At 71.9% G+C, this 26651-nt stretch carries 24 protein-coding genes and 1 riboswitch; of the genes, 7 read left to right on the top strand and 17 right to left on the bottom strand.

Translation table 11 applies throughout. The features are described 5' to 3' along the window. Positions 1–25: 25 nt before the first annotated feature. The 3 genes from AFR_RS20330 to AFR_RS20320 all read right to left on the bottom strand — a co-directional run bounded on the left by AFR_RS20330 (position 26) and on the right by AFR_RS20320 (position 2581). A complete protein-coding gene (locus tag AFR_RS20330) occupies positions 26–1015 on the bottom strand; it encodes a C40 family peptidase (protein ID WP_023362676.1) in 990 nt (329 codons plus the stop codon). Positions 1016–1029: 14 nt separating this feature from the next. Further along, a riboswitch (cyclic di-AMP (ydaO/yuaA leader) is annotated at positions 1030–1164 on the bottom strand. 134 nt (positions 1165–1298) lie between these two features. Then, entirely contained in the window at positions 1299–2216 is a 918-nt protein-coding gene (locus tag AFR_RS20325; RefSeq protein ID WP_023362675.1) for a M56 family metallopeptidase, read from the bottom strand. Further along, on the bottom strand, positions 2213–2581 hold the full coding sequence (locus tag AFR_RS20320; RefSeq protein ID WP_041841009.1) for a BlaI/MecI/CopY family transcriptional regulator: 369 nt from the start codon (positions 2579–2581) through the stop codon (positions 2213–2215). The genes AFR_RS20325 and AFR_RS20320 overlap by 4 nt, the downstream gene beginning before the upstream one ends. Positions 2582–2655: 74 nt before the next feature. Here AFR_RS20320 and AFR_RS20315 point away from each other — a divergent pair, with 74 nt between their 5' ends. From AFR_RS20315 to cydC, 3 genes are read left to right on the top strand one after another with little or no spacing between them, the layout of a single operon-like run. After that, on the top strand, positions 2656–4047 hold the full coding sequence (locus AFR_RS20315; protein WP_023362673.1) for a cytochrome ubiquinol oxidase subunit I: 1392 nt from the start codon (positions 2656–2658) through the stop codon (positions 4045–4047). 9 nt (positions 4048–4056) lie between these two features. Then, the gene (cydB, locus tag AFR_RS20310; protein ID WP_023362672.1) at positions 4057–5037 is read left to right on the top strand and encodes a cytochrome d ubiquinol oxidase subunit II; all 981 of its coding nucleotides are present in this window, start codon (positions 4057–4059) and stop codon (positions 5035–5037) included. Continuing rightward, positions 5034–8405 carry a thiol reductant ABC exporter subunit CydC gene (cydC, locus tag AFR_RS20305; protein ID WP_023362671.1) on the top strand — a complete coding sequence of 1124 codons (3372 nt, stop codon included), beginning with the start codon at positions 5034–5036 and terminating at the stop codon, positions 8403–8405. Before cydB ends, cydC begins: the two co-directional genes overlap by 4 nt. 3 nt (positions 8406–8408) lie before the next feature. Here cydC and AFR_RS20300 read toward each other — a convergent pair whose 3' ends face one another. Next, entirely contained in the window at positions 8409–9755 is a 1347-nt protein-coding gene (locus AFR_RS20300) for a serine/threonine-protein kinase (RefSeq protein WP_238547310.1), read from the bottom strand. Positions 9756–9857: 102 nt separating this feature from the next. On the opposite strand from AFR_RS20300, the gene AFR_RS20295 reads away from it, so the two are divergent. Beyond that, a complete protein-coding gene (locus AFR_RS20295; RefSeq protein WP_023362669.1) occupies positions 9858–10535 on the top strand; it encodes a hypothetical protein in 678 nt (225 codons plus the stop codon). Here the strand turns inward: AFR_RS20295 and AFR_RS20290 are convergent. After that, positions 10528–11634 (bottom strand): alpha/beta fold hydrolase, encoded by a 1107-nt coding sequence (locus AFR_RS20290; protein ID WP_023362668.1) that lies wholly within the window; start codon positions 11632–11634, stop codon positions 10528–10530. The two genes, AFR_RS20295 and AFR_RS20290, sit on opposite strands and share 8 nt — an antisense overlap. A gap of 152 nt (positions 11635–11786) precedes the next feature. Here AFR_RS20290 and AFR_RS20285 point away from each other — a divergent pair, with 152 nt between their 5' ends. Then, on the top strand, positions 11787–12323 hold the full coding sequence (locus AFR_RS20285; protein ID WP_023362667.1) for a hypothetical protein: 537 nt from the start codon (positions 11787–11789) through the stop codon (positions 12321–12323). On the opposite strand, the gene AFR_RS20280 is transcribed toward AFR_RS20285, so the two are convergent. From AFR_RS20280 to AFR_RS20235, 10 genes are all read right to left on the bottom strand, one after another. Next, complete coding sequence (locus tag AFR_RS20280) at positions 12277–12909, bottom strand: HAD-IA family hydrolase (RefSeq protein WP_023362666.1); 633 nt, start codon at positions 12907–12909, stop codon at positions 12277–12279. The genes AFR_RS20285 and AFR_RS20280 overlap by 47 nt on opposite strands. 4 nt (positions 12910–12913) lie before the next feature. After that, a complete protein-coding gene (locus AFR_RS43745) occupies positions 12914–15154 on the bottom strand; it encodes a putative bifunctional diguanylate cyclase/phosphodiesterase (protein WP_023362665.1) in 2241 nt (746 codons plus the stop codon). Between the two features lie 64 nt (positions 15155–15218). Then, positions 15219–15734: a GNAT family N-acetyltransferase gene (locus AFR_RS20270; RefSeq protein WP_023362664.1), complete on the bottom strand. Its 516-nt coding sequence runs from the start codon at positions 15732–15734 to the stop codon at positions 15219–15221. Next, positions 15731–16291: a helix-turn-helix domain-containing protein gene (locus AFR_RS20265; protein ID WP_041841007.1), complete on the bottom strand. Its 561-nt coding sequence runs from the start codon at positions 16289–16291 to the stop codon at positions 15731–15733. The genes AFR_RS20270 and AFR_RS20265 overlap by 4 nt, the downstream gene beginning before the upstream one ends. A 25-nt stretch (positions 16292–16316) precedes the next feature. Further along, positions 16317–16730 carry a ChaB family protein gene (locus AFR_RS20260; protein WP_023362662.1) on the bottom strand — a complete coding sequence of 138 codons (414 nt, stop codon included), beginning with the start codon at positions 16728–16730 and terminating at the stop codon, positions 16317–16319. A 37-nt stretch (positions 16731–16767) separates the two neighbouring features. Next, positions 16768–17628 carry a tetratricopeptide repeat protein gene (locus AFR_RS20255; RefSeq protein WP_023362661.1) on the bottom strand — a complete coding sequence of 287 codons (861 nt, stop codon included), beginning with the start codon at positions 17626–17628 and terminating at the stop codon, positions 16768–16770. 36 nt (positions 17629–17664) lie between these two features. After that, positions 17665–18615: a TIGR03557 family F420-dependent LLM class oxidoreductase gene (locus AFR_RS20250; protein WP_041842458.1), complete on the bottom strand. Its 951-nt coding sequence runs from the start codon at positions 18613–18615 to the stop codon at positions 17665–17667. Positions 18616–18692: 77 nt separating this feature from the next. Then, positions 18693–19331: a DUF3618 domain-containing protein gene (locus AFR_RS20245; protein ID WP_023362659.1), complete on the bottom strand. Its 639-nt coding sequence runs from the start codon at positions 19329–19331 to the stop codon at positions 18693–18695. After that, entirely contained in the window at positions 19307–19735 is a 429-nt protein-coding gene (locus tag AFR_RS20240; RefSeq protein ID WP_023362658.1) for a phage holin family protein, read from the bottom strand. The genes AFR_RS20245 and AFR_RS20240 overlap by 25 nt, the downstream gene beginning before the upstream one ends. After that, entirely contained in the window at positions 19732–20598 is an 867-nt protein-coding gene (locus tag AFR_RS20235; RefSeq protein WP_023362657.1) for a hypothetical protein, read from the bottom strand. The genes AFR_RS20240 and AFR_RS20235 overlap by 4 nt, the downstream gene beginning before the upstream one ends. A 185-nt stretch (positions 20599–20783) precedes the next feature. Between AFR_RS20235 and AFR_RS20230 the strand changes: the two genes are divergently transcribed. Together AFR_RS20230 and AFR_RS20225 are read left to right on the top strand one after the other, a co-directional pair. Further along, positions 20784–22022, top strand: coding sequence for a sulfite oxidase (locus AFR_RS20230; RefSeq protein ID WP_023362656.1), 1239 nt, complete (start codon positions 20784–20786; stop codon positions 22020–22022). 58 nt (positions 22023–22080) lie between these two features. Beyond that, positions 22081–23280, top strand: a complete 1200-nt coding sequence (locus AFR_RS20225) for an MFS transporter (RefSeq protein ID WP_023362655.1) — start codon at positions 22081–22083, stop codon at positions 23278–23280. Here AFR_RS20225 and AFR_RS20220 read toward each other — a convergent pair. Both AFR_RS20220 and AFR_RS20215 read right to left on the bottom strand, forming a co-directional pair. Next, a complete protein-coding gene (locus AFR_RS20220; protein WP_023362654.1) occupies positions 23183–24916 on the bottom strand; it encodes an ABC transporter ATP-binding protein in 1734 nt (577 codons plus the stop codon). The two genes, AFR_RS20225 and AFR_RS20220, sit on opposite strands and share 98 nt — an antisense overlap. Continuing rightward, positions 24913–26532: an ABC transporter transmembrane domain-containing protein gene (locus tag AFR_RS20215; RefSeq protein WP_202964068.1), complete on the bottom strand. Its 1620-nt coding sequence runs from the start codon at positions 26530–26532 to the stop codon at positions 24913–24915. The genes AFR_RS20220 and AFR_RS20215 overlap by 4 nt, the downstream gene beginning before the upstream one ends. Positions 26533–26651 lie beyond the last annotated feature (119 nt).

The following is a 26651-nucleotide window of genomic DNA, read 5'->3' as shown; positions in this document are numbered from 1 at the left end:
CTTTCTGTGTGCGGTGCGAACCGGGTCAGCCCGGCCGGCGCATGCCGGTGATCGCCCCGCTGCGGTCGATCGACGCCATCCGCACATGGTCTCCCGTGTGCGGCGCGTGGACCATGGTGTTGCCTCCGACGTAGAGACCCACGTGGTGGACCGGACTGCCGTAGAAGATCAGGTCACCCGGCTGCAGCTCACTGCGGCTGACCGCCCTGCCCGCCCCGATCTGATCACCCGTGAAGTGCTCGAGGTGCACTCCGACAGCCGCCCACGCCACCTTGGTGAGACCGGAGCAGTCGTAACCGCTCGGCCCCTCGGCGCCGAAGATGTAGGGCTTGCCGATCAGCGAGCACGCCTTCTGCGCCGCCCGGCCGCCCTTGGAGTTGTCGTAGTCGACCGGACAGGGGCCCGTCCGGAACGCACCGCCCGAGCTGCCGCTCGCGCCGTACGCCCTGATCCGCAGTTTCTGCAGATCGTCGACCTTCTTCTGAATGTCCTTCTTCTGCTGTCCCAGCAGCTTGTCGCGTGCCGCGACGGCATCGGTCAGGGTCTTCAGATCACGCTTGTCACCCGCGAGCTGGTCGCGCAGCTTGGCCACACCCGCGATCGACTCGCGCTGGTGCCGGCTGAGCTGATCGAGGAACGTGAGCTTCTCGGTCAGACCGGTCGGCGAGCCACTGACGATCATGGCCTTCACGGCGTTGGGCGAGCCCTGCATGTAGGCCTGCCCGGCCATGTTGCCCACCTGCGACATGGCCAGATCGACCTGCAGCTCCAGCGGTGCGAGCCGCTTGTCGATCTTCTTGAGCTGGGCCCGGTTCTTGATCAGCTGGTTGTGCACGTCGTTGTACTGCTCGATCACCGGTTCCAGCTTGTTCCACTGCTCGTCGATCTGCTTTTCGATGTTCGACGGCGACGGTGTCGCATGTGCCACCCCGGGAGCGAGAAGAATCCCGACCGCGGCGACGGCGCAGGCGATGCCGCGCAGAATTGCGGCGCTGCGCGCCTCAATCCGTTTCACGTAGGTGCAGTGTCCTTTCTTCCCTCGGCCGCCGACCGGGTTAGCTGACGGGTTCGGGCGGGAAGCGCGCCCGGCCACGGTGATGCTGTGGCTTGACCCCTGGTTCCTGGGTCCCCGGCTCGTGAACGACGATTAGGCGGTGGCCGTCAGTTCGCCCGGGATCGGACGAGGGGGGACTGAGCGGCCGGGCACCACCGTACTCCCGATCAAAGCGTTAGAGAACCCGGCGGTATAGGGACACAGAACGCATAACGCCGTGTGACGCACCGTAATTAAGACGGACTTAAAGGGGCCACGCCGAGAGCGCACGGTCGAGCCAGGGCACCACCAGGATCACGGTCGGTAGCACCAGCAGGCCTGCGGCCAGGGTGGCCGCCAGCACCGTCAGACCCTTCGACCGCGGGTCCGGCCCGTCGAGGCGTTCCAGCCGCCGGCGGCGATCCGCGTCCGCGCTGCCCACCTCGGCGGGAGCGTCCGGGCTGACCGCGTCGCTGAGCAGCGCGAGGGCCGTCCGCAGCGGCGCGGCACCGGTGCTGCGCCGCGCCGCGTCGTCCGCGACCATCTCCAGCAGCAGGTGGACGGCGTCGAGCGGCGCACGGCTGCGCAAGGGCCGGGGCACCGCCCGGTAGAACGCGGTGAACGACTCCATGACCACGTCGTGGCGGTGCCGCAGGTGGGCCTGCTCGTGCGCGATCACCGCCGACACCTGTTCGGCGTCGAGGACCTGCAACGCGCCACCACTGAGCACCACCCGCGGCGAGCGCCCCGGCAGGCAGTACGCGAACGGCAGCGGCCCGTCGAGGACGCGCAGCCCCTCGGGCACCTCGGCCGGCAACGCGCCGTGGCGCTCCGCGGTGTCCAGCAGGTCGACCAGCAGCCGGTGCCGGGCACGGCGGGCCCGCGAGCGGCGACTCACCTGCACGAGCGAGACCACCAGGCGCAGGATGATCAGAGCGGCCACTGCCAGCGCGCCGATCAGGGCGATCGCGCCGACCGGGCGGCGGGAGCCAAGCTCACTGACGAGCTCCTGCGGGCCGGCCAGCACCACACCGAGCGCGCAGAGCACGCCGGCGAGGGTGATGCTCTGCCACAGCAGCACGGCCCCGGCCGGCGTGCGGGCGGGCCAGCGCGCGGAGGCGAGGATGCCCGGCACCACGAGCGACAACGTCAGCCCGAGAGCGCCGAGCAGCAGCGCGGTCACGGTGCGGCGCCCGGGTCCTTCCGTGCCGCCTCGATGGCGGCGGTCAGCGCGGTCGGGTCGATCCGGCCGACGAAGTGGGCCAGGGCCGCGTCGCGCACGCCGTCGGGGGCCGCGCTCAGCGCGTCGAGCATCAGCGCGGCCGTCATCTCCTCGCGCGTCTGCGCGGGCACGTAGCGGTAGGCGCGGTCGGCCCGCTGCTGCAGGACGACACCCTTCTTGGCCAGCCGGTCCAGCACGGTCATCACCGTCGTGTACGCGAGGTCGCGGTCACGGCTGAGCCGCTCGTGCACCTGGCGCACGGTCAGCGGCTCCCCGGCGTCCCACAACTGCGTCATGACCTCGCGCTCGAGATCTCCAGAAGCCATGTGACCCACTCTACTGCACGACGTCGTACTACGACGCGTAGTATCTACTACGAGACGTCGTAGAGGGGGCAACCATGGACGTGCTCGACCTGACACGGCTGCAGTTCGCGGTGGTGACGATCTACCACTACTTCTTCGTGCCGCTGTCGATCAGCCTGGCCGGTGCGGCCGCCGGGCTGCAGCTCACCTGGATGCGGACCGGCCAGGAGAAATACCTGCACCTGACGAAGTTCGTGGGCAAGCTGCTGATCGTCACGTTCGCCGTCGGTGTGGTCACCGGACTCGTGCAGGAGTTCCAGTTCGGCCTGGGCTGGAGCAACTTCGCCCGCTTCTACGGCGACGTCTTCGGCCCGACGCTCGCGATCGAGGGCATGCTCGCGTTTTTCCTCGAGGCCACGTTCCTGGCCCTCTGGTATTTCGGCTGGGACCGGCTGCCGCGCAAGCTGCACGCCGCCACGATCGTGATCGTGGCCGTCGGGACCGTGCTGTCCGCGTTCATCATCCTGGCGGCCAACTCGTTCATGCAGAACCCGGTCGCCTACTCCCTCGACCCCGTCACCGGGCGGGCGCGCCTCGACAGCTTCGGTGAGCTGCTGCTCAACAAGGTCAACCTGGCCGCCTTCCCGCACACCCTCGCGGGTGCGTGCATGGTCGGTGGTTCGCTGCTGCTGGGCATCGCGATCTGGCGGCGGCGCTCGGACGCCGGCTTCGCACCCCTCGCCCGCCTGGGCGCGTGGATGACAGTCACGGGTGGCGCCCTGACCGCGCTGACCGGTGACCACCTCGGCAAGGTCATCACCGAGGTCCAGCCGATGAAGATGGCCGCCGCCGAGTCCCTGTACGAGACCACCACCGGCGCGCCGTTCTCGATCTTCGCCATCGGCGACATCAGCGGCGGCAAGCCGTTCTTCAGCATCGAGTTGCCCTGGCTGCTGTCCATCCTGGCCAAGGGCAGCCCCGGCGCCGAGGTCCAGGGCATCGACGACCTCCAGGCCCAGTACGCCGCCCAGTTCGGCCCCGGCAGTTACGTACCGATGATCCCGGTCGCGTTCTGGACGTTCCGCCTGATGATCGGCATCGGCATGCTGGCCATGGCCGCCGCGGCGCTCTACCTGTGGACGACCCGCAAGGGCCGCGAGCTCGACGAGAGCCGCCGCTGGTCCCGCCTCTTCCTGCGCTTCCTGCCGCTCATCCCGCTGCTGCCGACCGCGGCCAACAGCCTCGGCTGGATCTTCACCGAGACGGCTCGGCAGCCCTGGCTGGCGTTCGGGATCTCACGGGTGGCCGACGGCATCTCGCCCGGCCTGACCAGCGGCGAGGTCCTCGCGTCCCTGCTCGCCTTCACGGCCGTCTACGGCATCGTCGCGGTCGTCTGGTTGCGGCTGGTCCGCCACCTGTCCCGGCAACCCCTCGCCCCGCCACCGGTCGAAGCGGCCGCCGAACAGACCGCCGTCCCGGTCTACTGAGGAGCAACGATGATCGCTGTCTGGTTCTCCCTGGTGATCCTCTGCTGGGTGCTGTTCTTCGTCCTCGAGGGCTTCGACTTCGGCGTCGGCCTGCTGGGCCCGATCGCCGGGCGTGACGACCACGAGCGGGGCGCGATCGTCCGCACCGTCGGCCCGTTCTGGGACGGCAACGAGGTGTGGCTGGTCGCGGCGATCGGCGTCACCTTCGCCGCCTTCCCCGACTGGTACGCCGCCCTGCTGTCCGGCCTCTACCTGCCGATGGTCGGACTGCTCCTGCTGCTCGCCGTCCGCGGTGTGGCCCTGGAGTTCCGCGGCAAGGGTGACGGCGAACGCTGGCGGCGACGCTGCGACGCCGCCCTGACTGCCGCCTCGGCCGGGATCGTGCTGCTCTGGGGTGCAGTGCTCGGCGTCCTGACCCACGGCCTCGCCCTGGGGCAGGACGGCCAGGTCACCGGTACGGGCCTGGGCCGCAGCACCGCTCCCCTGCTCACGTGGCCGGCGCTCGTCGGTGCAGCCGCAGCCCTCTTCGCGGCACTGCTGATCGGCGCCATGTTCCTCACCCTGCGGACCACCGGGCCCGTCCACCTGCGCGCCCAGCGGCTCGGCATCGTCCTGGCCACCGGCGGCGCCGTGGGCCTCGGCGCGACCGGCTTCGCCACCGGCTCACGACTGGTCCTCGTGGCGGCGATCCTCTGCGTCGGCATCGCCATGCTCGCCCGCACCGGCCAGGAACTCCTCGCCTTCGCCGGCACGGCCCTGGGCGTCGCGGGCACGGTCGTGGCGGTCTTCACCGCGCACGGTGACGTGGTGCTGCGCAGCACCCTCGACCCCGCATGGTCGCTGACCATGACCGGCGCAGCGGCCACCGACTCGGCCCTGCGCCTGCTCAGCATCGTCGGCGTCGTGGTCCTCCCGGGTGTGCTGGTCTACCAGGCCTTCTCGTACTGGGTCTTCCGCCGCCGGGTCGCCAGCGAGCGGGTGCCGTCGTGAGCCGGGGGCCGGTCGACCCACGGCTGCTGCGGCACGCACGCTCCAGCCGTACCGGGATCGCGGTGTTGTCGCTGCTCGGAGCCGGTCAGGCCGCAGCGACGGTGACCGTCGCCGTCGCGCTGGCCCGGATCGTCACGGGCCACGACGCGATCTTCCTGCTCGCCGCGGCCTTTGTCCTGCGGGCCGTCCTGACCTGGGCCGAGCAGGTCGTCGCCCAGCGCACGGCCGCCGCGGTCACCGACGAACTGCGGCGCTCCTCCCTGGCCGCGGCGCTCGGCCACGGCCCGGCCTGGGTCGCCCGTTACGGCAGCGGCCGGCTCACCGCGGTCCTGTCCGGAGGCCTCGACGCGCTGCGGCCGTGGTTCTCCGGATATCTCCCCGCCCTGGTCCTCGGTGTGGCGCTGCCGCCGCTGGTCATCGTGGCGATGGCCGTGACCGACCGGACCTCGGCGGTCATCGCCGTGGTCACCCTGCCGCTGATCCCGGTGCTCGGCGCCCTCATCGGCTGGGCCACCCAGAAGCAGGCCCGAGCGGCGTGGGAGGCCGACGCCCGCCTGGCGGGCCACTTCCTCGACGTGGTCCGCGGCCTGCCGACCCTGCGGATCTTCGGCCGGGCGGACCGCCAGACCGCCGTCGTGCGCGAGATGTCCGACAGACACCGCTCCGCCACGGTACGCGTATTGCGCGTCGCCTTCCTCTCCTCCACAGCCCTGGACCTGGTCGCAACGCTGTCGGTCGGCCTGATCGCGGTCGAGGCGGGCCTGCGCGTGGCCGCGGGCGCGATGCCCCTCGCCCCGGCACTGCTGGTGATCCTGCTGGCGCCCGAGGTCTACCGGCCACTGCGCGAGATGGCCGCGAAGTACCACGCCGGCGCCGACGCCACCGCGGTGATCGCGGACGTCGACGAGATCCTTGCCGAGGCCCTGCCGGCCACCGGTGACCAGGCTGTTCTCGTGCCGGCGGAAGCCCTGACCGCGGACGGGCGGTTCGGTCTCGGCGGTGCGCGGCCGGCCGTCTTCGCGTCGCGGCTGCGTGTCCGGCACCCGGGCTCCGCTGTGGACGCCCTCGCGCTCGACGGCCTGTCGGTGCAGCCGGGCGAGATCGTCGCGCTGCGCGGACCGTCGGGAGCCGGCAAGACGACCGCCCTGCGGGTCCTCGCCGGTCTGCAACCGGCCACGGCCGGACGGATCGAGCTGTCCGGCCCCGGCCTGCTGTACCTCCCCCAGCGCCCGGCCCTCCCCCACGTCCGCACGGTCGCCGACGTCCTCCCCGGCCTCGACGACGCCTCCATCAATGCCGAACTGGCCCGCCTGGGTCTCGAACTGGAGCCCGGCACGGTCGTCGGCGAGCACGGCAGCGGGGTCTCCGCAGGCCAGAAGCAACGCCTCGCACTCGCCGCGGTCCTGCGGGCCGCCGAACGCGAGCCGCGGGTGCTGCTGCTCGACGAACCCACCGCCCACCTCGACGCCGCCGCCGAGCAGGTGGTGGTCGACCGGTTGCGTGCGGCGGCGGACCGCGGCTGTGCGGTGCTGGTCGTGGCCCACCGGCCCGGCCTCCTCGACGCCGCCGACCGCATCGTCGACGTCCACCCCGGCCCGGCCCCTGCCAGTGCCCCCACTGACGACCGATTCGTCGCCCCGATGACAGCGACCGGCGAAATCGCGTCGGCCGGGTCGCCCGCGTCGACGTCGTCGAGCGCCGGGCCGGCGGTGGCCGGGCTGCCGGGTCCAATCGCGACAACGGCTCGGCGACCTTCGCGGTTCTCCATGGCGGCCCGGTGGCTGGCGCGACGGCCCGGAACCGCGGTCGGCCTCGGAGCCTTGTCGTGGCTGGCCGGGACGTTGCTCACCGGCGCCGCCGCCTGGCTGCTCGTCCGCGCGTCCTCGTTGCCGCCCGTGCTGACGCTCTCCACCGCGGTGGTGCTGGTCCGGGGCAGTGCCGTGGCCCGCCCGCTGCTTCGCTATCTCGAGCGGCTGGTCTCGCACGACGTCGCGTTCGCGCGGCTCGGCGAGTGGCGGTCCCGGGTGTTCGCCGACCTGGTGCCGCGGGTACCCGGTCCGCGGCTGCGCCGCCGCGGTGACCTGCTGACCCGGGTCGCGGACGACGTGGACGCCCGCGTCGACGGGCTGCTGCGCGGACGGCTTCCCGCACTGGCGGCAGCCGTCACCCTCGCCGTCGTCACGGCGGTGGCCGTTCTGGTCCTGCCGGTCGTGGCCGTACCCCTCGCGGCCGGGCTGCTCATCAGTGCTGTCCTCGCTCCGGCGCTCGCCTCCCGGCAGGCCGCCCGCCTCGACGCGGCCACCGCACGCGCGCGGGCCGAACTGCGCGACGCCGTCGTCGAGACCGTCGACGGGATCGAGGAGCTGGGCGTGATCGAGGAGCTGGGCGGGGACGATGCTCTGGGCGTACCGGATCGGCGGAGCCGGGAGCTGGCGCGGCTCGAGGCGCGGGCGGCGCGATCGGCCGGGACCGCGGCGGCGCTGGGCCAGCTGGGCTGGGGAATCGCGGTGGCCGGGACCGCCCTGGTGACCGTGGGCAGCGGCCTGTCGGCCGAGTGGGCGACCGTGCTGCTGCTCGCCGTCGTCACCCTGGGCGAGCCCGTCGCGGCGCTGCCCGACGCCGCAGTGGCCCGGCGGCGCTCGGCCGGTGCCGTCTCGCGGCTCGAGGAGATCAGCGCGCAGCCGCCCACAGCGACCCGGTACGCCGGGACGACCGGCGGCGACGTGGCGATCCGCGACGTGTCCGCAGGATGGGACCCGGATCGGCCGCCGGTGGTGCGCGACGTCAGCCTCGACCTCCGGGCCGGGTCACGGGTGGCGGTGCTCGGGCCGTCCGGCGGTGGCAAGTCCACGCTCGCCGCGGTCCTCGCCGGGCTCCTGGACCCCCGATCGGGAACGGTCACCGGCACCGGACACACGGTGCTCGTCGGGGACGAGACCGACCACGTGTTCGCCTCGACGGTGCGCGAAAATCTGCGGCTGGCCCGGCCCGGAGCGACCGACACCGAGCTGCTCGGGGCCCTGGCCCGGGTCGGGCTCGACGACTGGGCCCGCGGCCTCCCCGCCGGGTTGGACACCTGGGTCGGCGCCGGCGGCAGCACGATCTCCGGCGGTCAGCGGCGCCGCCTGGCCACCGCCCGGGCCCTGCTCGCCGGCCCGGATCTGCTCGTCCTCGACGAGCCGACCGAGGGCCTCGACGAAGCCGGCGCGGAGGCCTTGATGGCCGACCTGCTCACGGCCATGGCCGGCCACACGGTCCTGCTGTTCACCCACCGCACCGAAGGCCTCGACCGGGTCGACGCGACCTACGAGCTGCGCGGCGGCCGGCTGTCTCCGGCCCGGCGGGCGGAGATCGCCGTCGCCCGGTGACGATCAGAACGCAGCGCCCGTCGTTTCGCCGGACTCCGGACGGGCCAGGCAGTGGATCAGCCGCGGGCCTCCGCCGTCGACGCGGATCGGCCAGCCGTCCCGGACCCAGCCCTCGGTCATGGTCCTGTCCTGACTGCGGGAGCTCATCAGGGCGGCCGTGCAGACACCGGCGACGGCCTCGTTGGTCATGAGTTCGTCCTCCCGCATTTTTGCGGCCGCCGCGGGCGGCGGGAACGCGGCGAACGTCTCCCAGACGTGACTCTCGGCGCAGTCCGCCGGCCACGGCGGTTCTGCCCTGCCGCTGATGGAGGTGAGTCCGCTCCAGCAGAGCGGCTCGACCGGGCAGAACACCGGACCGCAGGCTTCCAGGCCGGGAGGCGTGGCGTTGCTCACCGGCGCCCCGGCGATGCTCGGGCTCTCGCCGGTGTCGAAGACCTGCCAGGCGGTGACACCGCCGACGACCAGGATCACCAGGCAGATGGCGGCGATCGCCCACCGCCTGCCCGGGACTGCCCGGCGCCTCACGGCCACTGCCTGCGGTGAGCCGCCGTGCATCGCCGCGCGGGCCGCGGTCGCCAGCTCCGCGGCCGACTGCCAGCGGTCGGCCGGTTCGATCGCCAGCGCCCGGTCGACGACAGCCGCCACCGCCCGCGGGACGTCGGCGCCCAGCGGCGGTGGTCCGGCCTGCAACCGCTGCAACGCCACCGCGTAGGGGTTCTCCCCGCCGAAGGGCCGTTGCCCCGCCAGGCATTCGTAAGCGGCGAGGCCGAGTGAGTACACGTCGCTCTGCGCGGTGGCCGGCCGGCCGAGCACCTGCTCCGGCGACAGGTACGTCGGTGTGCCCAGCACCGCCCCGGAAACGGTGAGCTGCGTGCCGTCGTGGGTGCGGGAGATGCCGAAGTCGGTGATCAGCAGCGAGCCGTCCCGGCGTACGAGAAGGTTGGCGGGTTTGATGTCGCGGTGGACGATCCCCCGGTCGTGAACGGCCTGCAGCCCGTCGGCGGCCTGCGCGATCAGGTGCATCGTGTCGGCGGCTCCGAGCCGCCCGGCCCGCCCCAGCAGCTGGGACAGCGACTCGCCGTCGATGAACTCCATCACCAGGAAGGTGATGCCGTCGTCGCTGCCGTAGTCGTGGATCGCCGCGACAGCACCGTGGTTGACACTGGCCATGGCCTTGGCCTCGACCAGGAACCGCCGGGCGAAGTCGGGCTGATCGGCTATCCGGGGCAGCATCGCCTTGACGGCCACCACCCGGCCGAGCACCTCGTCGACGGCGCGCCACACCTCGCCCATGCCGCCGGCCCCGATCCGGACCTCGAGCCTGTACCGGCCGCCGAGCCTCTGCCCCACCTGCAGCAACACCGTTCCCCGCCCGCCCGGACTGCCCGCCGCAGCCAACCGCCGCGCATCATGCCACGCGCGTCCGCCGCGTCCTCTGCGATGCTCGGTCGCATGCCCTATGCCCGTCCGGACGGCACCGCCGAGAAGCTCACCCACCTACCGCGCCTCGCCAGCTGGGAGAAGAGCACCCACCCGGGCCAGATCCGGTTGCTGGACTACCTTTCCTCGACCCGCCTGCTGCTGGAGCCGGTGCTGGCCCGGCTCACCGGGCCGCTCGCGCTGCGCCTCGACATCGGCCTGCCCGAGACGATCAAGCTTCTCGACCACCACGACCTCGACAACTACCTGTACCCGCTGGCCGCCCACCTCCGGAAGCAGGCGGGGCGGGACTTCGTCAGCGTGTGGGCGACCAAGTACACCGGCCCGGACTCGTTCGTCCGCGTCGAGCAGGCGCGACCGGTCGTGTTCCCCGTCCGGTCGACGATCCGCACCACCGTCTCGTCCGGCAAGGTCGGTTACAAGGAGCAGATCCGCGATCAGCTGACCGGGGTAACCGTGCTGCCGGACGGGCCGGTCCGGCTGGAGGTGGCCTTCACGGTCGGCCCGGCACGGTCCTGGACCACTCTGTGGAAGCCGACGATCGACGCGCTCGGCGCCGTGCTCGGCATCCCCGAGGGTGGCAGGCCCTGGAGTCCGCGCGACGGCCGGATCGACCGGCTCGGGCTGCACTGCTCCGTGGCTGCCACCCTCGGCAACGACGTCCTGATCGACCTCGCCTGGTCTAGCTGAAACGGCCCGCGAGCCAGTCGGCCACCAGGGTGGTGGAGGCGACAACAGCGCCGTCGTGGTTCTGGCCCTCCAACGGTACGAAGGTCACGGGCTGGGAGTAGTCATCGAGCTGATCGAGGAGCGCGCCTGCGGTGATGTCGTACGGGACCGCCTCGTCGTCGGTGCCCTGCACGATGAGCATCGGCGCACTCGGGGCCGACTGGGCCGGGTTGTCGTAGTACGCCAGTTTGCTCACCACCGCGGGAGGCAGTGCGCCACCGTTCAGAAGTTGATGCGGCGTCAATGACATGTATTTTTCGAGGACCTCGTAGAGGCATCCGCTCTGCAGCACGGGAACCCTTTGTTTCGCCGGCTGCGCGAGCACCGACAGCGGATCGAAGCCCGGTTCCACCGCATTCAGGCCGTAAAGAGCCATGACCAGATAACCCTGTCCCGGCGTCCCGGGAATGGCGGGCGCGAGCAGGTCGACATTGGAGACCGGCGCGATCGCCGAGACGCCGCGCAGGACCAGCGGGCCGTCGTAGGAGGGGGCCAGCTGACCCGCGAAGAGCGCACCCTGGCCGCCTTGGGAGTGGCCGTCGATCGCGTATTGCGTCGAGAGGGAGCTGTCGAGGCTGCGGGCGGCCTTGACGCTGTCGATCATCGAGCGGGCGGTCGTGCCCCCGACCAGGTACGGGTGCGGTGCCGGCGTACCGAGGCCCGGGTAGTCCGGGGCGGCGACCGTCCAGCCCCGTTTGAGCAGCTCAGCCACGGCAGCGCGGGCCTCGGGCCAGAACACGGCGGGGTGGTCGGACGGCGCGCACTGATCGGCGATGCCGGTCGTGCCGTGCCCCCAGACGACGGTCCGGTGCGTCTTCTTCTTCGGCGTGATCACCAGACCGGTGACCGTGACCGCGCCGCCGGACAGATTGGTCGAGACGTACTCGATCCGTTTGCCGGTCCCCAGCGACGCCAGTTCGGGCGGCAGCGTGGCGGCGGCCGAGGACAGAACCGTTCCCGGCGCTGCCGTGGCGGCCGCCGGGCCACTACCGACGACGACGCCGAAAATACTCAGAAGGGTGGCCTGAAATACTGCTGTCCACCGCGGAATTGCTCTCATGTATTACACCCTTCTCGGCGCCGGGCCAAAAGGAGATCCCGGATCACCACTCCTATGCAAGCCGCCACCCGCGGCGGAATTCGCACATGCTGTGCGACGGCGACAATTTCCCCACTCACGAATAACCACCACGCGGTGGCAGGATGAGTGCCATGACGGCAATAGTCGGTCTGGCGCAGTCGGGGTCCGTCTACATCGGAGGCGACAGCGCGGGGGTCTCGGGCATGAGCCTGACCGTCCGCGCCGATACGAAGGTCTTTCGCAAGGACCGCTACCTGTTCGGCTTCACGACGTCGTTCCGGATGGGCCAGCTGATCCGCTACTCCTTGGCCCTGCCCAAGCCCACCGGCGGGCTCGACGCGTTCATGGCGACGACGTTCATCGACGCCGTGCGGGAGTGCCTGAAGGCCGGCGGCTGGGCGGCGAAGGAAAACGACCGCGAGGAGGGCGGCACGTTCCTGGTCGGTGTGAAGGGAAGGCTCTACGCCGTCTACGACGACTATCAGGTCGCCAAGGCCGCGGACGGTTTTGCGGCGGTCGGCTGCGGCGATCAGATCGCGCTCGGCGCGCTCTACGCGACGGCCGGCACGGCTCTGACGCCGCGCCGCCGGGTGAAGACCGCGCTGGCCGCGGCCGAGCGTTTCAGTGCCGGGGTCCGGGGACCGTTCGTGTGTCTGAAGGGCCGCTGAGCGCGGCGGTGATCTCGCTCAGGCAGCCGGGTGTGCCGGTGAAGACGATCCCGCGGATGCCGTGGGCCTCGGCCGCGGCGATGTTGACCGGCCGGTCGTCGACAAAAACGACGTCGGCGGGGGCGGCGGCCAGGGTCGCCAGAGCGGCGCTGTAGATGCCGGCGTCGGGTTTGACCAGGGCCAGGTCGGCGCTGAAGATCCGGTGCGCGAAGGCGGCCAGGCCAGTGTGCCGGTCCAGCTCGCGGGCCAGGTCGTGGGGTGCGTTGGAGAGCAGCGACACGGGCGTGCCGGCGGCGTGGACGGTGTCGAGCAGCCGCAGCGTCTCCTGGTTGAGGTGCAGCCAGCTCGCCACGTCCAGCTCGACGAGCCGGCGCAGCAGGCTGCCGCCGGGCGCGGCGCCCATGATCGCCGTCCAGTAGTCGCGGGCGGTGCCTCCGGCGTCGTACGCAGGCCGGTGCGCCCAGTAGAGCCGGGAGAACGCGTCCACCGGCAGTCCCGCCAGGGCGGCGAGGGCCGAGACGTCCGCCGCGGGCTGGGCGACGCTGATGACCTCGCCGAAGTCGAGCAGCAGGTGCGGCGTTCCCATGCGGTCAGGCGTCCGCTCGGACGGCGGTCATGAGGTCGTCGAGGTCGGGTCCGGGCAGCGGCCGGGCGTACAGGTAGCCCTGTCCGGTGTCGCAGCCCAGGGTGAGCAGTTCGGCGGCCTGCTCCGCTGTCTCGATGCCCTCGGCCACCGTGGTCAGATTCAGGACCTGACTCAGGCGGATGACAGCCTCGGTGATCGCCGACCCCGCCGGGGTGCCGTTGAGCTCGCCGACAAAGCTGCGGTCGATCTTGAGGATGTCGACGGGCAGACGCGTCAGGTATTGCAGCGAGCTGTACCCGGTCCCGAAGTCGTCGATGGCGACCCGGATGCCGTGCTCCCGCAACGCCCGCAGGGCAGCGATGCCCGTGTTCTCGTCCACGATCGCCGACTCCGTCACCTCCAGGACCAACGACTCGGGCGGCATTCCGGTACGGCCCAGCACCGCAAGAATGTCGTGCACGATCGTCGGCTCGCTCAGCTGCCGCGGTGAGAGGTTGACGCTGATGTAGAGCGGCTGCCGCCACGCCTTCAACTGCAGCAGCGCCTGCTCCAGCACGAACAGCCCGATCTCGGTGATGATCCCGGAGCGTTCGGCGATGGGGATGAACCGCACCGGCGACACCACACCGCGGGTCGGGTGCTGCCACCGGACCAGGGCCTCCGCGCCGATCGGCCGGCCGCTGACCAGGTCCACCATCGGCTGGAACAGCACGTTCAGCTCACCGCGGTCCAGCGCGGCGGCCAGATCGTCGGAGAGGGCGGCATCCTCGGCGCGCCGGTCGATCATCGACGGATCGTGCAGGACCCAGGCGTGGGTCCCGGCCCGCTTCGCCTGGTACATCGCCACGTCGGCGCGGCGCAGCAGGTCCTTGGTCGAGTCCTCCCCCGTCCCGATCGCCACACCGATGCTCGCCCGGATCGGCAGAACGTCCTCACCGAGGCGCACCGGGTTCGCCGCCACCGCGGCCAGGATCCGCTGGGCGGCAGCGGTCGCGTGCTCCGGCGTGACGATCTCGGTCAGCAGCACCGCGAACTCGTCACCACCGATCCGGGCCGGCACGTCACTCGTCCGCACCGTCGACCGCAGATGGTGGGCGAACTCGACCAGCACCGTGTCACCGGCGGCGTGCCCGTACGCGTCGTTGACCAGCTTGAAGCCGTCGAGGTCGATGAGCAGGACCGCGACGTGCTCCCGGCGCTTGACCGCCCGGGTGATCGCATTGTCCAGCCCGGTGCGGTTCGCCAGCCCGGTCAGCAGGTCCGAGACGACCAGGTCCCGGGTGTCCCGCAGGGAGAACATCTGCCGGGCGGCCATCGCACTCGCCATCACGATCAGGCCGAGGACCAGACCGCCCCAGGGCAGCATGTCGTTCTCGCGCACGGTGACGACCAGCAGAAGCAGACCTCCGACAGCCACCGCGAACGTCGGCAGGTGTGTCGACCAGGCCGACGCCCGCGCCGTCCGGCTCCGCGAGCGCGTGGGAGCCATCGGCTGGTACAGCATCGCCGAGAGGGTGATCAGCAGGGAGGCGATCACCAGGAAGAACCCGGCGAACGGCGATTCGGACGCCTCCACGCCGTGGACCCCCAGCGCGGACCACATGGCGTCACCGACGAGATAACACACCAGGCCACCGACGTACATGGTGAGCGGGCTCGACAGGCGGCTGATCGTGCCGCGGAGGACCACGACGGCCGCGCCGGTGAGCAGGAGGAGATCACCGATCGGATAGCCGATCTCGGCCACCCAAAGGTCCTGCGGGGGGTGGCCGTCGATGGCCGGGTTGATGACGAAGTACCAGACCACCATGAAGCCGGCGCCCAGCACGGTGACGGCCTCGGCGGCGAACGCGTACCGCTGGCGGCCGGAGAGCCGCTGCGCCGGCGCGACGAGCGCAGCCGCGGCGAGCAGCACGAACATCAGCAGGCGGCTGACGACGCCGATCCACCACCAGCCATGGCTCAGGGTGGCCACCGAGGCGGCCAGAGTGACGACGCCGATCAGGGAGAAGAGCCGGCCGGCGCTGACGATCTGCCAGGCGACGGTGTTGCCCCGGCGACCGGCGCGGAGGCTGACGACCACCCCCAGGGCGTCCAGGAGCAGCACCGACAGCCCGAGGATGTACTTCCTCAGCTCACCGTCGAACGCCGCCACGACCTGACCGGCGAGCACGACGACCACCAGGGCGAAGGCAGCGGGTGACGACAGCCGACGGCCGCGCCACGGTGGTGACTGCACGCCCATGTCCCGCCGACTCCCCGCTCTCGCCCGAAAAGGTGACCACCTTTCCATCGGCAGGGGCGTCCGCTCAGACCAGGTTTTTGTAGTAGAAGCTGCAGTCCGCGAGCACACCGTCCGGCCCGGCCGCGTAGTCCGGGACGATGCCGTAGCGGGTCCAGCCGGCGCTCTCGTACAGGCGTTCCGCGGCGCTGGCGGTCTCCGTGTCCAGCAACAGCAGGGTGCGGCCGGAGTCGGCGGCGGCCCGCTCCGCCGCGGCCAGGAGCTGCCGGCCGAGGCCGCGCCCCCGCGCTTCGCGGTGCACGGCCAGCTTCACGATCTCGGCACGGTGGCGGGCGTTGGGCTTCTCCGCGTACGCCAGACTGATCGTGCCGCAGACGCCGGACGGACCCGCAGCGGTCCAGACCACCAGGCTGCCGCCGGCGACCGCCGCGGCCCGGTCACGCCACCAGACGATGGCCGCGTCCCGGTCGAAACCCTCGAGGAAGCCGACCGAGGCGCCGCCGGCCACCGCGTCGACCAGCAGATCCGCGAGCACCGGGACAGCCGCGGCGAAGCCCTCGGCGTCGAGCCGGGTGATCGTCATGGCAGCACCACCACGATGGCGTACCGGGCCGGTTCGTCACCCGGATTACGCAGGCGCGTGCCACCCCAGAGCCGGAACCGCAGGCAGTCGCCGGTCTCCAGGACGTGGACCGTGCCGTTGTCGGTGAACTCCAGGCGTCCGCCGAGCACCCAGACGTGCTGCTCCATGCCGGTCACCGGTGGGCGCTCGTAGGTGATGTCGGCGCCCGGTGCCAGCTCGCCCTCGATCAGCTCGGCCCGCAGCCCGGGGTGCGGCGGCGAGACCGAACGGCGTGTGAAGCCGGACGCCTCGTCACGCCAGATCTGCTGGTCGGCGACGCGGACAACGGCCGGAGGCTCCGTCTCGACCTCGGCGAGCAGGCGGGACATCGTCCACCCGTACGCGGTGCAGAGCTTGCCGAGCAGGGACGCGGTCGGGCTGATCTCGGCGCGCTCGAGACGCGACAGCGTCGAGCGGCTGACGCCGGTGTGCCCGGCCAGGTCGTCCAGGGACCAGCCGCGCACGACTCGCAACTCGGCGACGCGGGCGGCCAATCGCGCATCCAGAGCGTCTCTCATAAACGAGACGATATCCCAGATCTGGTCACTCCTCGCGCTCGGCCTTCAGCGTGCGCCGGCTTTCCGCGTCGTTCGCCTTGCCGATGGCCTCGACCAACTCGTCCTTGGTCATCCGGGACCGGCCGCGCACGTCGAGGCGCTTGGCCACCTCCAGCAGGTGCTGCTTGCTCGCGTTGGCGTCGACACCACCGGCCGTCGGCAGCGCGGTGTCCGCGGCACCGCGTTCGGCCTGTTCGTCGCTGGGACCGCGCTGCTCCTTGGGCTCCCAGTGGTCGCCGACCTTCTCGAACGAGTGCTTCAGGGACGCGAGGGCGGTCCGGTGCGCGCGCTCACCGTCGCCGTACTGGGCGATCGCGCTGTCCAGGGTCTCCGCGTACGTGTCCTGGGCCTTCTGCGGCGAGCGGGCGATCGTGCTGGGCAGATTTTCGCGGGCAGGCATGCTTCGGAGATGCCCGGCCGGCGACGCCGGAAACGCCTCAGCGGAACATCCGCCACCGGCGCTGCACCGGTCGCAGGGCGTCGCGGACGATCTCCGTCCGCGGGTCGTCCGGCGCCGCGAAGGTCTCGAAGATGCGCAGCGCCTCCACACAGCTGAAGCGGGAGGCGTCGCGGTCCCCCAGACCCAACTGGGCGGCGCCGAGCAGGTACAACGTCTCGGCGACCTGCAGCGAGTCCGGGCCGTGGGCGCCGTGGTAAATCTGCGCCGCGTGGGCGAGGTTGTTCCGGGCGCCCCGCCAGTCGTCCAGGGCCAGCTGACAGCAGCCCAGCACGAACAGGACACCGGCCAGGCTCGGATCACCCGGCCCGTAGGTCGCCGCGACGACCGGTACGGCGCGCAGCTGGTTCTCCTGGCACGCGATGAACTCGCCGGAGCGTTCCAGGTAGTAGCCGTACTTGATCAGCAGCGACGCGTTGCTGGGGCAGCCGGGCGCCCGATCCACCGCCTGGTGGATGTGCGGTGCCAGATCCGCGCAGACCTCACGGTCGTGCGGCGTGTCGAACGAGGCCGGGAACAGCCGGTCCAGCAGTTGCACCGCGGACCGCGCCCACCACCAGCCCATCCGCCCCGGCCGCTGCAGATCCTCCAGGGCCGCCCGGGCCGCCGCCGGATCGAGACGGACCCGGTCCCCGCTGCCGCGCCAGCCGGCCGCGAGTCCTGCGATCATCGTCTCCCGGCGTACGGGGTCCCGGGCCGCCTCGGTCAGATCCGGCATCAGCTCCTCGAACAGCTCCCCATCGGACAGCAGCAGACCGAGGTTGAGCTCGGCCGGTCCGAAGTGGGCGCACAACCGCAACAGCTGCACCGCAGCCAGGTGGTCGCCGAGTGTTCGGGCCATGAACGCATAGTGACAGCCCGGCGCCCCGCCCGCTCGCTACCGGAGCCGATCGTGCAATTCCTTATGGAAGAAATCAAGAAAGCCGTCCGGGTCGGGCCCGGCGTTCTGCAGAACGATGTGGTCGAAGCCCGCGTCGGTGTACTTCCGCACCGCTTCCACGTACGGCTCCGGGTCCGGGCCGGTCGCGAACTTCTCGCGGATGTCCTCGGCGCGGACCGTCTGCGACGCCGCGTCGAAATTCACCGGGTTCGGCAGTTCGCTCATGACCTTCCATCCGGTCACGGCCCACCGGGTGGTCTTGAGGGCTTCCTGCACCCCGTCCTCCTCGGTACGCGCCCAGGCCATCGGCACCTCGGCGTAGCGGGGACCGGAACCACCCGCACCCTGGTACGTCTCGACGAGGTCGCTCCGGGGTTCGGTGGCGAACAGCCCGTCCCCGAGCTCGGCCGCCATGGTCGCCGCGTTCTTGCCACCCGCTGCCACGGCGATGACCGGGAGCTTGTCCGGCAGGTCGAAGACGCGGGCGTCCTCCAGCTGCAGGTGCTTGCCCTCGTACGACTGGTAGCCGCCCTGCCACAGCAGCTTGATGATCTCCAGCGCCTCCTTCAGACGCTCGTGGCGTCCGCGCACGCTGGGGAAACCCTGGCCGACGACGTGCTCGTTGAGCCGCTCGCCCGCACCGACGCCGAGCGTGAACCGGTCGTCCGAGACGATGGCCAGGGTGGCGGCCGCCTGAGCGATGATCGCCGGGTGGTACCGCACGGTCGGGCAGGTCACGCCGGTGGCGAGGCCGAGGCGCTGGGTGCGGGCCGCGATCGCGCCGAGCACCGCCCAGGCGAACGGCGAGTGCCCCTGCACGTCGAGCCACGGGTGGTAGTGATCGCTGATCTCGACGAAGTCGAAGCCGGCCTCCTCGGCGCGGACGGCCTGGCGGATCAGCTCCTTGGGCCCGAAACCCTCGGCGGCCAGTTTGTACCCGAACTTCATGATCATCCCCTCGCTCGTGTCACCGGGGTGTGCCCGGCCGGAGGTGCATGAAACGCCGGCCGGGCCCTTCCCACGGGTCAGGAGCGTGCTTCGCTGACCGCCTGCTTGCTCTGCTGCGTCACGTCCTGTGCGGAGGACTGTGCCTGCTGCTTGGTGGTCTGGGCGGCGTCGGTCGCGGTGTCCTTGACCTCGCTGACCGCCTGTTGCACCGTGCCGGACAGGTCGTCCTTGAACTCGGACGCCACTTCCTTGGCCTTGTCGGTCAGGTCGCCGCTGCGTTCCTTGATCTGCTCCCCGGCCCGCTTCTCCGCCTCGGTGACGGGAAGGAGCGTGGAGGCGAGCAGACCGACACCGAAGGCGATGATGCCCACGGCGAGCGGGTTGCCCTGCGTCCGCTCGGCCACGGCCTGCGGCGCCGACTTCACGGCGTCGGCGGCGTCGTGCGCCTTCTCCCCCGCCTTGTCACTGAGCTGCGAGGCCTTGTCCTGCACCGCACCGGCGGCGGAGGACGCCTTGTCCTGCACCGTGCTCGCGGCGCCTCCGGCCGAGTGCCGGGCGTGCTCCGAGGTACCCATGACCTTCTCCTTCACCGACGTCCAGCGTCGCTGAGCGACCTTGGCCGGGCTTGTCTTCTCCGCGAGCAGGTCGACGTCACGCGTCAGCGATGCCCGCGTGTTCTCGATGTCCTGCCTCAGCCGGTCGGGTTCTTCAGCCATTGCGCGTCCTCCTTGAGGGTGTCGACGGTGCGCCGCGGCATCGGATCCACGGTCTTGAGCTGCTTGCGGCCGTTCGCGTAGAGCACCGCGCCGGCGATGCCCCAGACGGCGGCGACGATCAGCGCGGCCCAGCCCGGGTCCATCACGTTGCTGAGACCGAAGACGACGGCAAAACTGAGCAGCACGACGGCCAGGTAACCGGCGAACCCGGCGACGCCGAGCATGCCCGCGGCCTTGCCCGCCTTACCGGCCTCCTGCTTCAGCTCGACCTTGGCCAGCTCGACCTCCTGGCGGAAGAGCTGCGACAGGTCGTTGCTGATGTTGCCGATCAGATCGCCGACCGAGGTCTCGGCCACGTCCTCGGAGCGGTCCCGGGAGTGGTCCGTGGGGTACGGCGCGGTCATCGTGTGCCGCCCGGGTAGTCACGCGCCGGGTCGACGACGAACTCCTCCTCCACCACGAGCGGCGTGCCCGTGCCGGTGGCGGCGTACTCGGTGGTCGCCGTGTACGGGGTGCCGGTCGGAACCGGGTCGGCGTAGCCGCCGGCGGCGGTACCACCCGTGCCGTAGGCGCCGACCGTGCCGGTGCCGCCCGTGCCGTAGGTCTCCGGAGTGGAGACGAAGGAGTCGCTGGACGGCTTGGCCGAGGTGCCCGTGGACGAGCTGTCGTCGGCCTTCATGACGCCCTTGCCGAGACGGCCGACCACGAAGCCCGCGGCCAGCGCCGTCGCCAGGAACGCCCCGGGGCGCCGGCGGGCGAAGTCCTGCACCTCGCGCAGCACACCTTCCGGACCGTTGCGGTCCAGGTAGTCGGCCATCTGGCGGCCGCCCTCGGCCACCCGCGACACCACGGTCGCGGCGGGCGAGTCCTGCCGGTCGCCGCGCATCTCGTCGAGCTGGTCGGCCACCTGACGGATGCCACCGACCAGCTTGTCGTTCTGCGTCCGGGCCTGGCTGCCGACCCGGTCCTTGACGTCGGACGCAACACTGCGAGCCTGGTTCTTCGCCTCGGCGCCGACCCGCTGCACCTGCTCCTTGGCCGTGTCCTTGACCTCGCTCGCCGCCTGGCCGGCGGCCTGCGCGCTCTGACCGGCGGCCTGCTTCGCCTGACCGGCGGCCTGCTTCACCGCGGAGTCGTCGCCACCGGACGTCGTGCCGGTCGTGGTGGCCGGGTAGGTCTCGGCGGGCGTCGTCGCCGGGTAGGTCTCGGCGTACGTGGCGGGCGGGTAGGTGTCCGGTGCGCGGGCGCCCGCTGACGGGTCACTCATGACTGTCCTCCATCGTGGTTCGTCCGTTTGTTGCTCGCCCTTTCGCTACCCGCGCCAGGGGCAGGACACACATCGTTGCCACCAGACAAATAATTTGAGTTTTTCCTGCATAGATCCGCTTTCCCCGGGAACGCAGAAGGGTCTGCTATTTTCCTATCCCACCTATGGGATTAGGATGCCGAGCCATGGATGACATGCTGGACGAAGGCGTTTACGACCGGCTGCGCCTGCGGCAGTGGCTCGCCGGTGAGGCGGCCGGTTTCTCCCGCCGTGACCTGCTCAGACTGACCGCCGCGGCGGGCGCCGGGATGGCCGGCCTGGCCGCCACCGGATCACCCGCCGCCGCTGCCGCCGGACCGATCGTGAAACCGCTGCCGCCCGAGTGGTTCACCGTGCTCGGCACCAACGCCGAGATGCGCTGGTCCGCCCTCGCGGACCAGGATTACCTGGTCCCGATCGACCGGTTCTTCGTCCGCAACCACACCAGCACCCCGATCATCGAGCCCGCGGACTGGCGGCTGCGGGTCACCGGCGCCGGTCTGCGGCACGGCCCGGCCGAGTTCTCGTACGACGACCTGCGCCGGCTGCCCGCCGAGACGATCACGTCCGCCGTGGAGTGCGCGGGCAACGGCCGCAGTTACTTCACCACCCAGCAGGGACAGACGGTGTCCGGCACCGCCTGGAAGCTCGGCGGGATCGGTGTCGCCCGCTGGCGGGGTGTCCGGCTGTCCACGGTGCTGCGGCACGCCGGGCTCGGCCGCAATGCCGTCGACGTCCTGCCGGCCGGGCTCGACCCGAGTTACGTCACCGGCGGTGTCGACCTCGGACCGGTCCGGCGCCCGCTGCCCCTGCGCAAGGCGCTGCACGACGTGCTGGTCGCGTACGAGATGAACGGCGAACCGCTCCCGAGCGACCACGGCCGGCCCGTGCGGCTGATCGTGCCGCACTGGATCGGCATCGCCTCGATCAAGTGGCTGGGCAGCCTCGAGGTGTCCGACCAGCCGCTCTTCTCCCCGTGGAACACCCAGTTCTACCGGCTCTTCGGCGCGGGCTTCCCGGCCGAGGGCCGGCCGTTCGACCGCCAGGTGATCAAGAGTGCATTCGAGCTCGACCCGGGTGCGGAGGTGCCCGCCGGGCGAACGACCCGGCTGCGCGGCCGGTCCTGGTCGGCGGCGGGCGCGATCCGGCACGTCGACGTCAGCACCGACGGCGGCACCCGCTGGCGCCGGGCCCGGCGGGTCGGCGGCAGCGAGGGCGCGGCCTGGCAGCGCTGGGAGATCGACTGGAAGCCGGCCGCCGGTGCCCACGAACTCCTCGCCCGGGCCACCGACGTCCGCGGCAACACCCAGCCGGACGTGGCCGTCCACAACGACCTCGGCTACCTCTTCGACGCCGTCGTCCGCCACCCGGTGGTCGCGGTCTGAGCCTCGCCGGGCGGATATATCGCTGTCGCCCGGCCGCGGATCCCGATCCACTCGGGGTATGACCTTCCTGCTGGCGCTCGCCTGTGGAATCGCGGTGGGCAACGTCTACTTCCCGCAGGCCGACAGCCCGTCGATCGCCGCCGGCCTGCACGTCGACCCGGCCGCGGCAGCAGCCGTGGTGACCGCCGTGCAGGCCGGGTACACGGCGGGGTTGTTCCTGATCGTGCCCCTCGGTGACCGGTTCCGGCATCGCCCGCTGATCGTCACGCTCTTCGCCCTCACGGGCACGGCCCTGCTGGCCGCGAGTTTGATGCCCGCTCTCCTGCCACTGGTCGCCGCCAGTGTGGTCGTCGGGGTGTGCACCGTGGCGGCGCCGGTGATCGGGCCGATGGCGGCCGGTCTGGTGCCACCCGGACGGCAGGGGGTGACCAGCGGGATTCTGCTGAGCGGGTCCACCGCGGGCATGCTGCTGTCGCGGACGTTCAGCGGGTACCTCGGTGAATGGTTCGGGTGGCGGGTGCCCTATCTCGGTGCGGGCCTGCTGGCCCTGCTGATGGCGGTGCTGCTCGCCCGGACCCTGCCGGCCACGCGGCAACCGGTCGTGCGGCTGCGGTATCCGGCGCTGCTCGCCGAGCCGCTGCGGCTGCTGCGGACCGAGCCCGAGCTGCGCCGGTCCTGCGTCTTCCAGGCGACCGTCTTCGCCGGCTTCTCGGCCGTGTGGACCAGCGTCGCCCTGCTGCTGACCGGACCCGCGTACGGTCTGGACGCCCGCGCGGTCGGTCTGCTGGCCCTGGTCAACGCCGCCACCATGCTCTGCACACCGGTCGCCGGTCGGCTGGTCGACCGGCACGGCAGCAACGCGGTCAACCTCGTCTGCCTCGGCGGTGTGATCGTCGCGGCGGTGGTCCTCGCCGTGCCGGGCCTCGGGTTCCTGATCGCGGGCACGCTGCTGCTCGACGTGTTCATGCAGTGCGGGATGGTCGCCAACCAGGTCCGCATCTTCCGGCTGCCCGCCGAGATCCGCAGCCGCCTCAACACCGCCTACATGACGTGCGCGTACACCGGCGGGGCCGCGGGGTCCTGGCTCGGGCTGCGGGCGTACGCGCACTTCGGCTGGCTCGGCGTCTGCACCCTGGTCGCCGTGCTGGCCGGTCTGGCCCTCACCCGTGCCAGGTTCGCCACAGGTCGGCGTACGTCCCGCCCGCGGCGACCAGCTCGTCGTGGGTTCCCAGCTCCACCAGGCGACCCGCGGCCATGACCGCGACCCGGTCGGCGTCGTGGGCGGTCTGGAGCCGGTGCGCGATCGCGATCACCGTACGGTCGTGCAGCACCGCCGCCAGCGACCGTTCGGCGGCGCGGGCGGTCGTCGGATCGAGCAGCGCGGTGGCCTCGTCGAGCACGACGGTGTGCGGGTCGGCGAGGACGACCCGGGCCAGCGCCAGCTGCTGGGCCTGCGCGCCGTTGAGGGTCAGTCCCGCACCGCCGAGCGGGGTGTCGAGGCCGTCGGGGAGCTCGTCGGCCCAGTCGGCGCCGACCACGGCCAGCGCCGCGCGCAGGTCGTCGTCACTCGCGTCCGGCGCCGCCAGGGTCAGGTTGTCGCGGACCGCGTCCCGGAACACGTGATGCTCCTGGGTGACCAGCACGACCTGCCGGCGCAGCAGGTCCGGTGGCAGACCGGCGATCGCCACACCGCCGACGGTCAGGGTGCCGGCGCGCGGACGGTCGACCCCGGCGAGCAGCCGCCCGAGGGTCGACTTGCCCGCCCCCGACGGCCCGACCAGGGCGAGACGCTCCCCCGGCCGCACGGTCAGGTCGACGCCGTGCAGCACGTCGCGGTCGCCCTCGTAGGCGTACCGGACACCGCGGACCTCGATGCGGTCGTCGGCGGGCGGCGTCCGTTCGGTCACGACGGCCCGCGGGATCGCGGCCAGCCCTTCGACACGGGCGAACGAGGCGCCGCTGCTCTGGAGCTGCTCCAGCCAGATCAGGATCGCGTCCAGCGGCACGGCCAGCTGCCGGAGGTAGAGCGCGCAGGCCGCGACGGCGCCCAGCGTCAACGACCCGTTGATGTAGAGCCCACCACCGACCAGCAGCACCGCGACCACCGGCACCACGTAGGACACGTCCACCACGGGGAACAGCACGCTGCGCAGGAAGAGGGTCCGCAGCCGCGTACGCCGGGCCTGCGCGATCGCCGCGTCGGCGACCAGCAGCCGCCGCTTCTGCAGGCCGAGCGCCTCGACCGTCCGGGTCCCGGCGATCGTCGAGGCCAGCTCGTCGGCCAGCACCGAACCGGCGGCACCCTCGGCCAGGTACGCCGTCCGGGCCCGGCGCAGGTACCACCGGGTGGCCACCGGGATGGCCGACAGCCCGAGCAGGGCGACACCACCGAGCAACGGGTCGAGCAGAAACACGGCCACGAGCACGAACAGCGCCTGGACGGCCGCGATCAGCACCTCGGGGATCGCGTCGCGCATCGTGGAGGCCACCGCGCCGACGTCACCGGTGCCGCGCGCGGTCAGGTCACCGGCCGGCACGCGCTCGATCACCGCCGCGGGCAGGGCCAGCGCCCGGTCGAGAAATCGTTCGCGGACCCGGGCGGCCGTCCGCTCGCCGAAGCGGTAGCCGACCGCCAGCGCCGAACGCGCCAGGACGATCTGCGCGACCGTGCAGAGCAGGATGGCGAGGGCGAGCTGGTCGACGGCCGTGACCGAGGCCCGGCCGCCGGTCACCGTGTCGATGATCCGGCCGAGCAGCCACGGCCCGGCCAGCCCGGCGACGGCCGCGAGCGCGTTCAGCAGCACCATCAGCACCACCGCCCGGCGGTCGTCGGCGATCAGGCGGCCCGCGGCCCGGCGGACGTGGGCCCGCCCGGCGATCGGCAGGGCGGTCATCCCACGGACTCCGTCGTCGCGGGCTCACCGGCGGCCCGGGTGACCAGCGCCCGGTAACCGGGCTCGGTGTCCAGCAGCGCCCGGTGCGTACCGGTGGCCGCGAGCCGCCCGCCGACGAGATAGTGCACGACGTCGGCGCGGTCCAGCAGCGCCGGTGACGTCGTCGCGACCAGGGTGGCGCGGCCCGCGCGGGCGGCGGGGAGACGTTCGGCGATGGCCGCCTCGGTGTGCGCGTCCACCGCGGAGGTCGGCTCGACGGCCAGCAGGATCTCCGGGTCGGCGTACAGGGCGCGGGCGAGGCGGATCCGCTGGCGCTGGCCACCGGAGAGGTTACGGCCGTGGGTGTCGACCAGCGACGCGGTGCCGTCCGGCAGACCGTCCACGATGTCGTCCGCCGAGGCCGCGGTCAGCGCGCGCGCCACCGCCTCGTCGTCCGGCTCGGAACGCCCGGCGACAACCTCGCCGAGCGCGCCGGTGAACAGGTAGGCCTCGTTGTCGGCGACCAGGATCCGGTCGCGGACCGCGAGGCCTTCGAGGCGGGCACCACCCCAGACGGCCGCGGTCGGGCCGTACCGGCCGAGCCGGTCGACCACCGCGACCGCGTCGGCGGGCCGGGCCGTGGCCAGCGCGGTGAGCCGGCCGGGGATGACAACAACACCCGACTCGGGATCGCGCAGCACGGCCGGGGCGTCCGGTCCCTGCCCGCTCGGCCGCGGATCGACCGGCAGGCGCAGAAAATCGACGACCCGTCGTCCGGCGATCAGCGCCCGGCTGACATCGAACCCACCCTCGATGAAAAACGCCACCGGGACGACGAGGACGGCCGCGTACCCCCACACCGCGACCAGTTCGCCGACCGTGATGTCACCCTGCGCCGCCATCCGGGCGGCCAGCCAGATGACCACCGCCAGGAACAGCGCGGGCAACCCCACCCCGAGCGCCTGGATCCAGCTCGTCACCGCGCCGACCCGGTACCCCTCCTCGGCGACCCGCTGCGAGTCACGCCGGTAGCGGTGGGCGTACGCGTCCTTGCCGCCGAGGCCGTTGAGGATGCGCAGGCCGCCGATGATGTCGACGAGCCGGTCGGCCAGCGCGCCCTGGCGCTCCCGGTAACGCGCACCGGCACGTTGCAGACGGCCCAGCATCGGCCCGACGACGATCGCCAGCACCGGCACACCGGCCAGCACCACCACGGCCAGCAGCGGCGAGATCTCCAGCAGCAGGACCGCCACCACGACGTACGCCACGGCCGCCCCGAACCCCGGCCCGGTGACCGTCAGGGCCTGGGCCAGCACCCACACGTCGGCGATGCCGATGGTGACGATCTCGCCGGCGCCGATCCGCCGCGGCAGGGCGGCGCCGAGCCGCGTGGCGTGCGCGATGACGGCGCGCACGGTCCGGAAACCACCGTCCAGGCGGATCTTCGTCATGGTGCGGTGCCGCAGGATGGCCAGCACGGCGTTGATCGCGCCGACGGCGAAAAGCACCGCGACCCAGGCGGTCAGCGCGACCGGATCACGCCGTTGCAGCCCGCGGTCGATGGCCTGCGAGAGCAGGTACGGCGGCAGTGTCAGCCCGACCATCCACAGCGAACCGAGCAGCGCTCCGGTGGCGATGCGGAGCTTCTGGCGCCGGACGAGCCACCACAGGTACGGCAACGGGCCACGCACGTCCGCAACCGGCTGTCCTGCTTCCGTCACGCCTTGCACCATAGAGCAGAGCCGATCATCGGCGG

Source organism: Amorphoplanes friuliensis DSM 7358 (assembly GCF_000494755.1).
Taxonomy (GTDB): Bacteria; Actinomycetota; Actinomycetes; order Mycobacteriales; family Micromonosporaceae; genus Actinoplanes; species Actinoplanes friuliensis.
The sequence above is the reverse complement of the archived record's forward strand: the minus strand, read 5'-3'. Positions and strand labels throughout refer to the sequence as shown.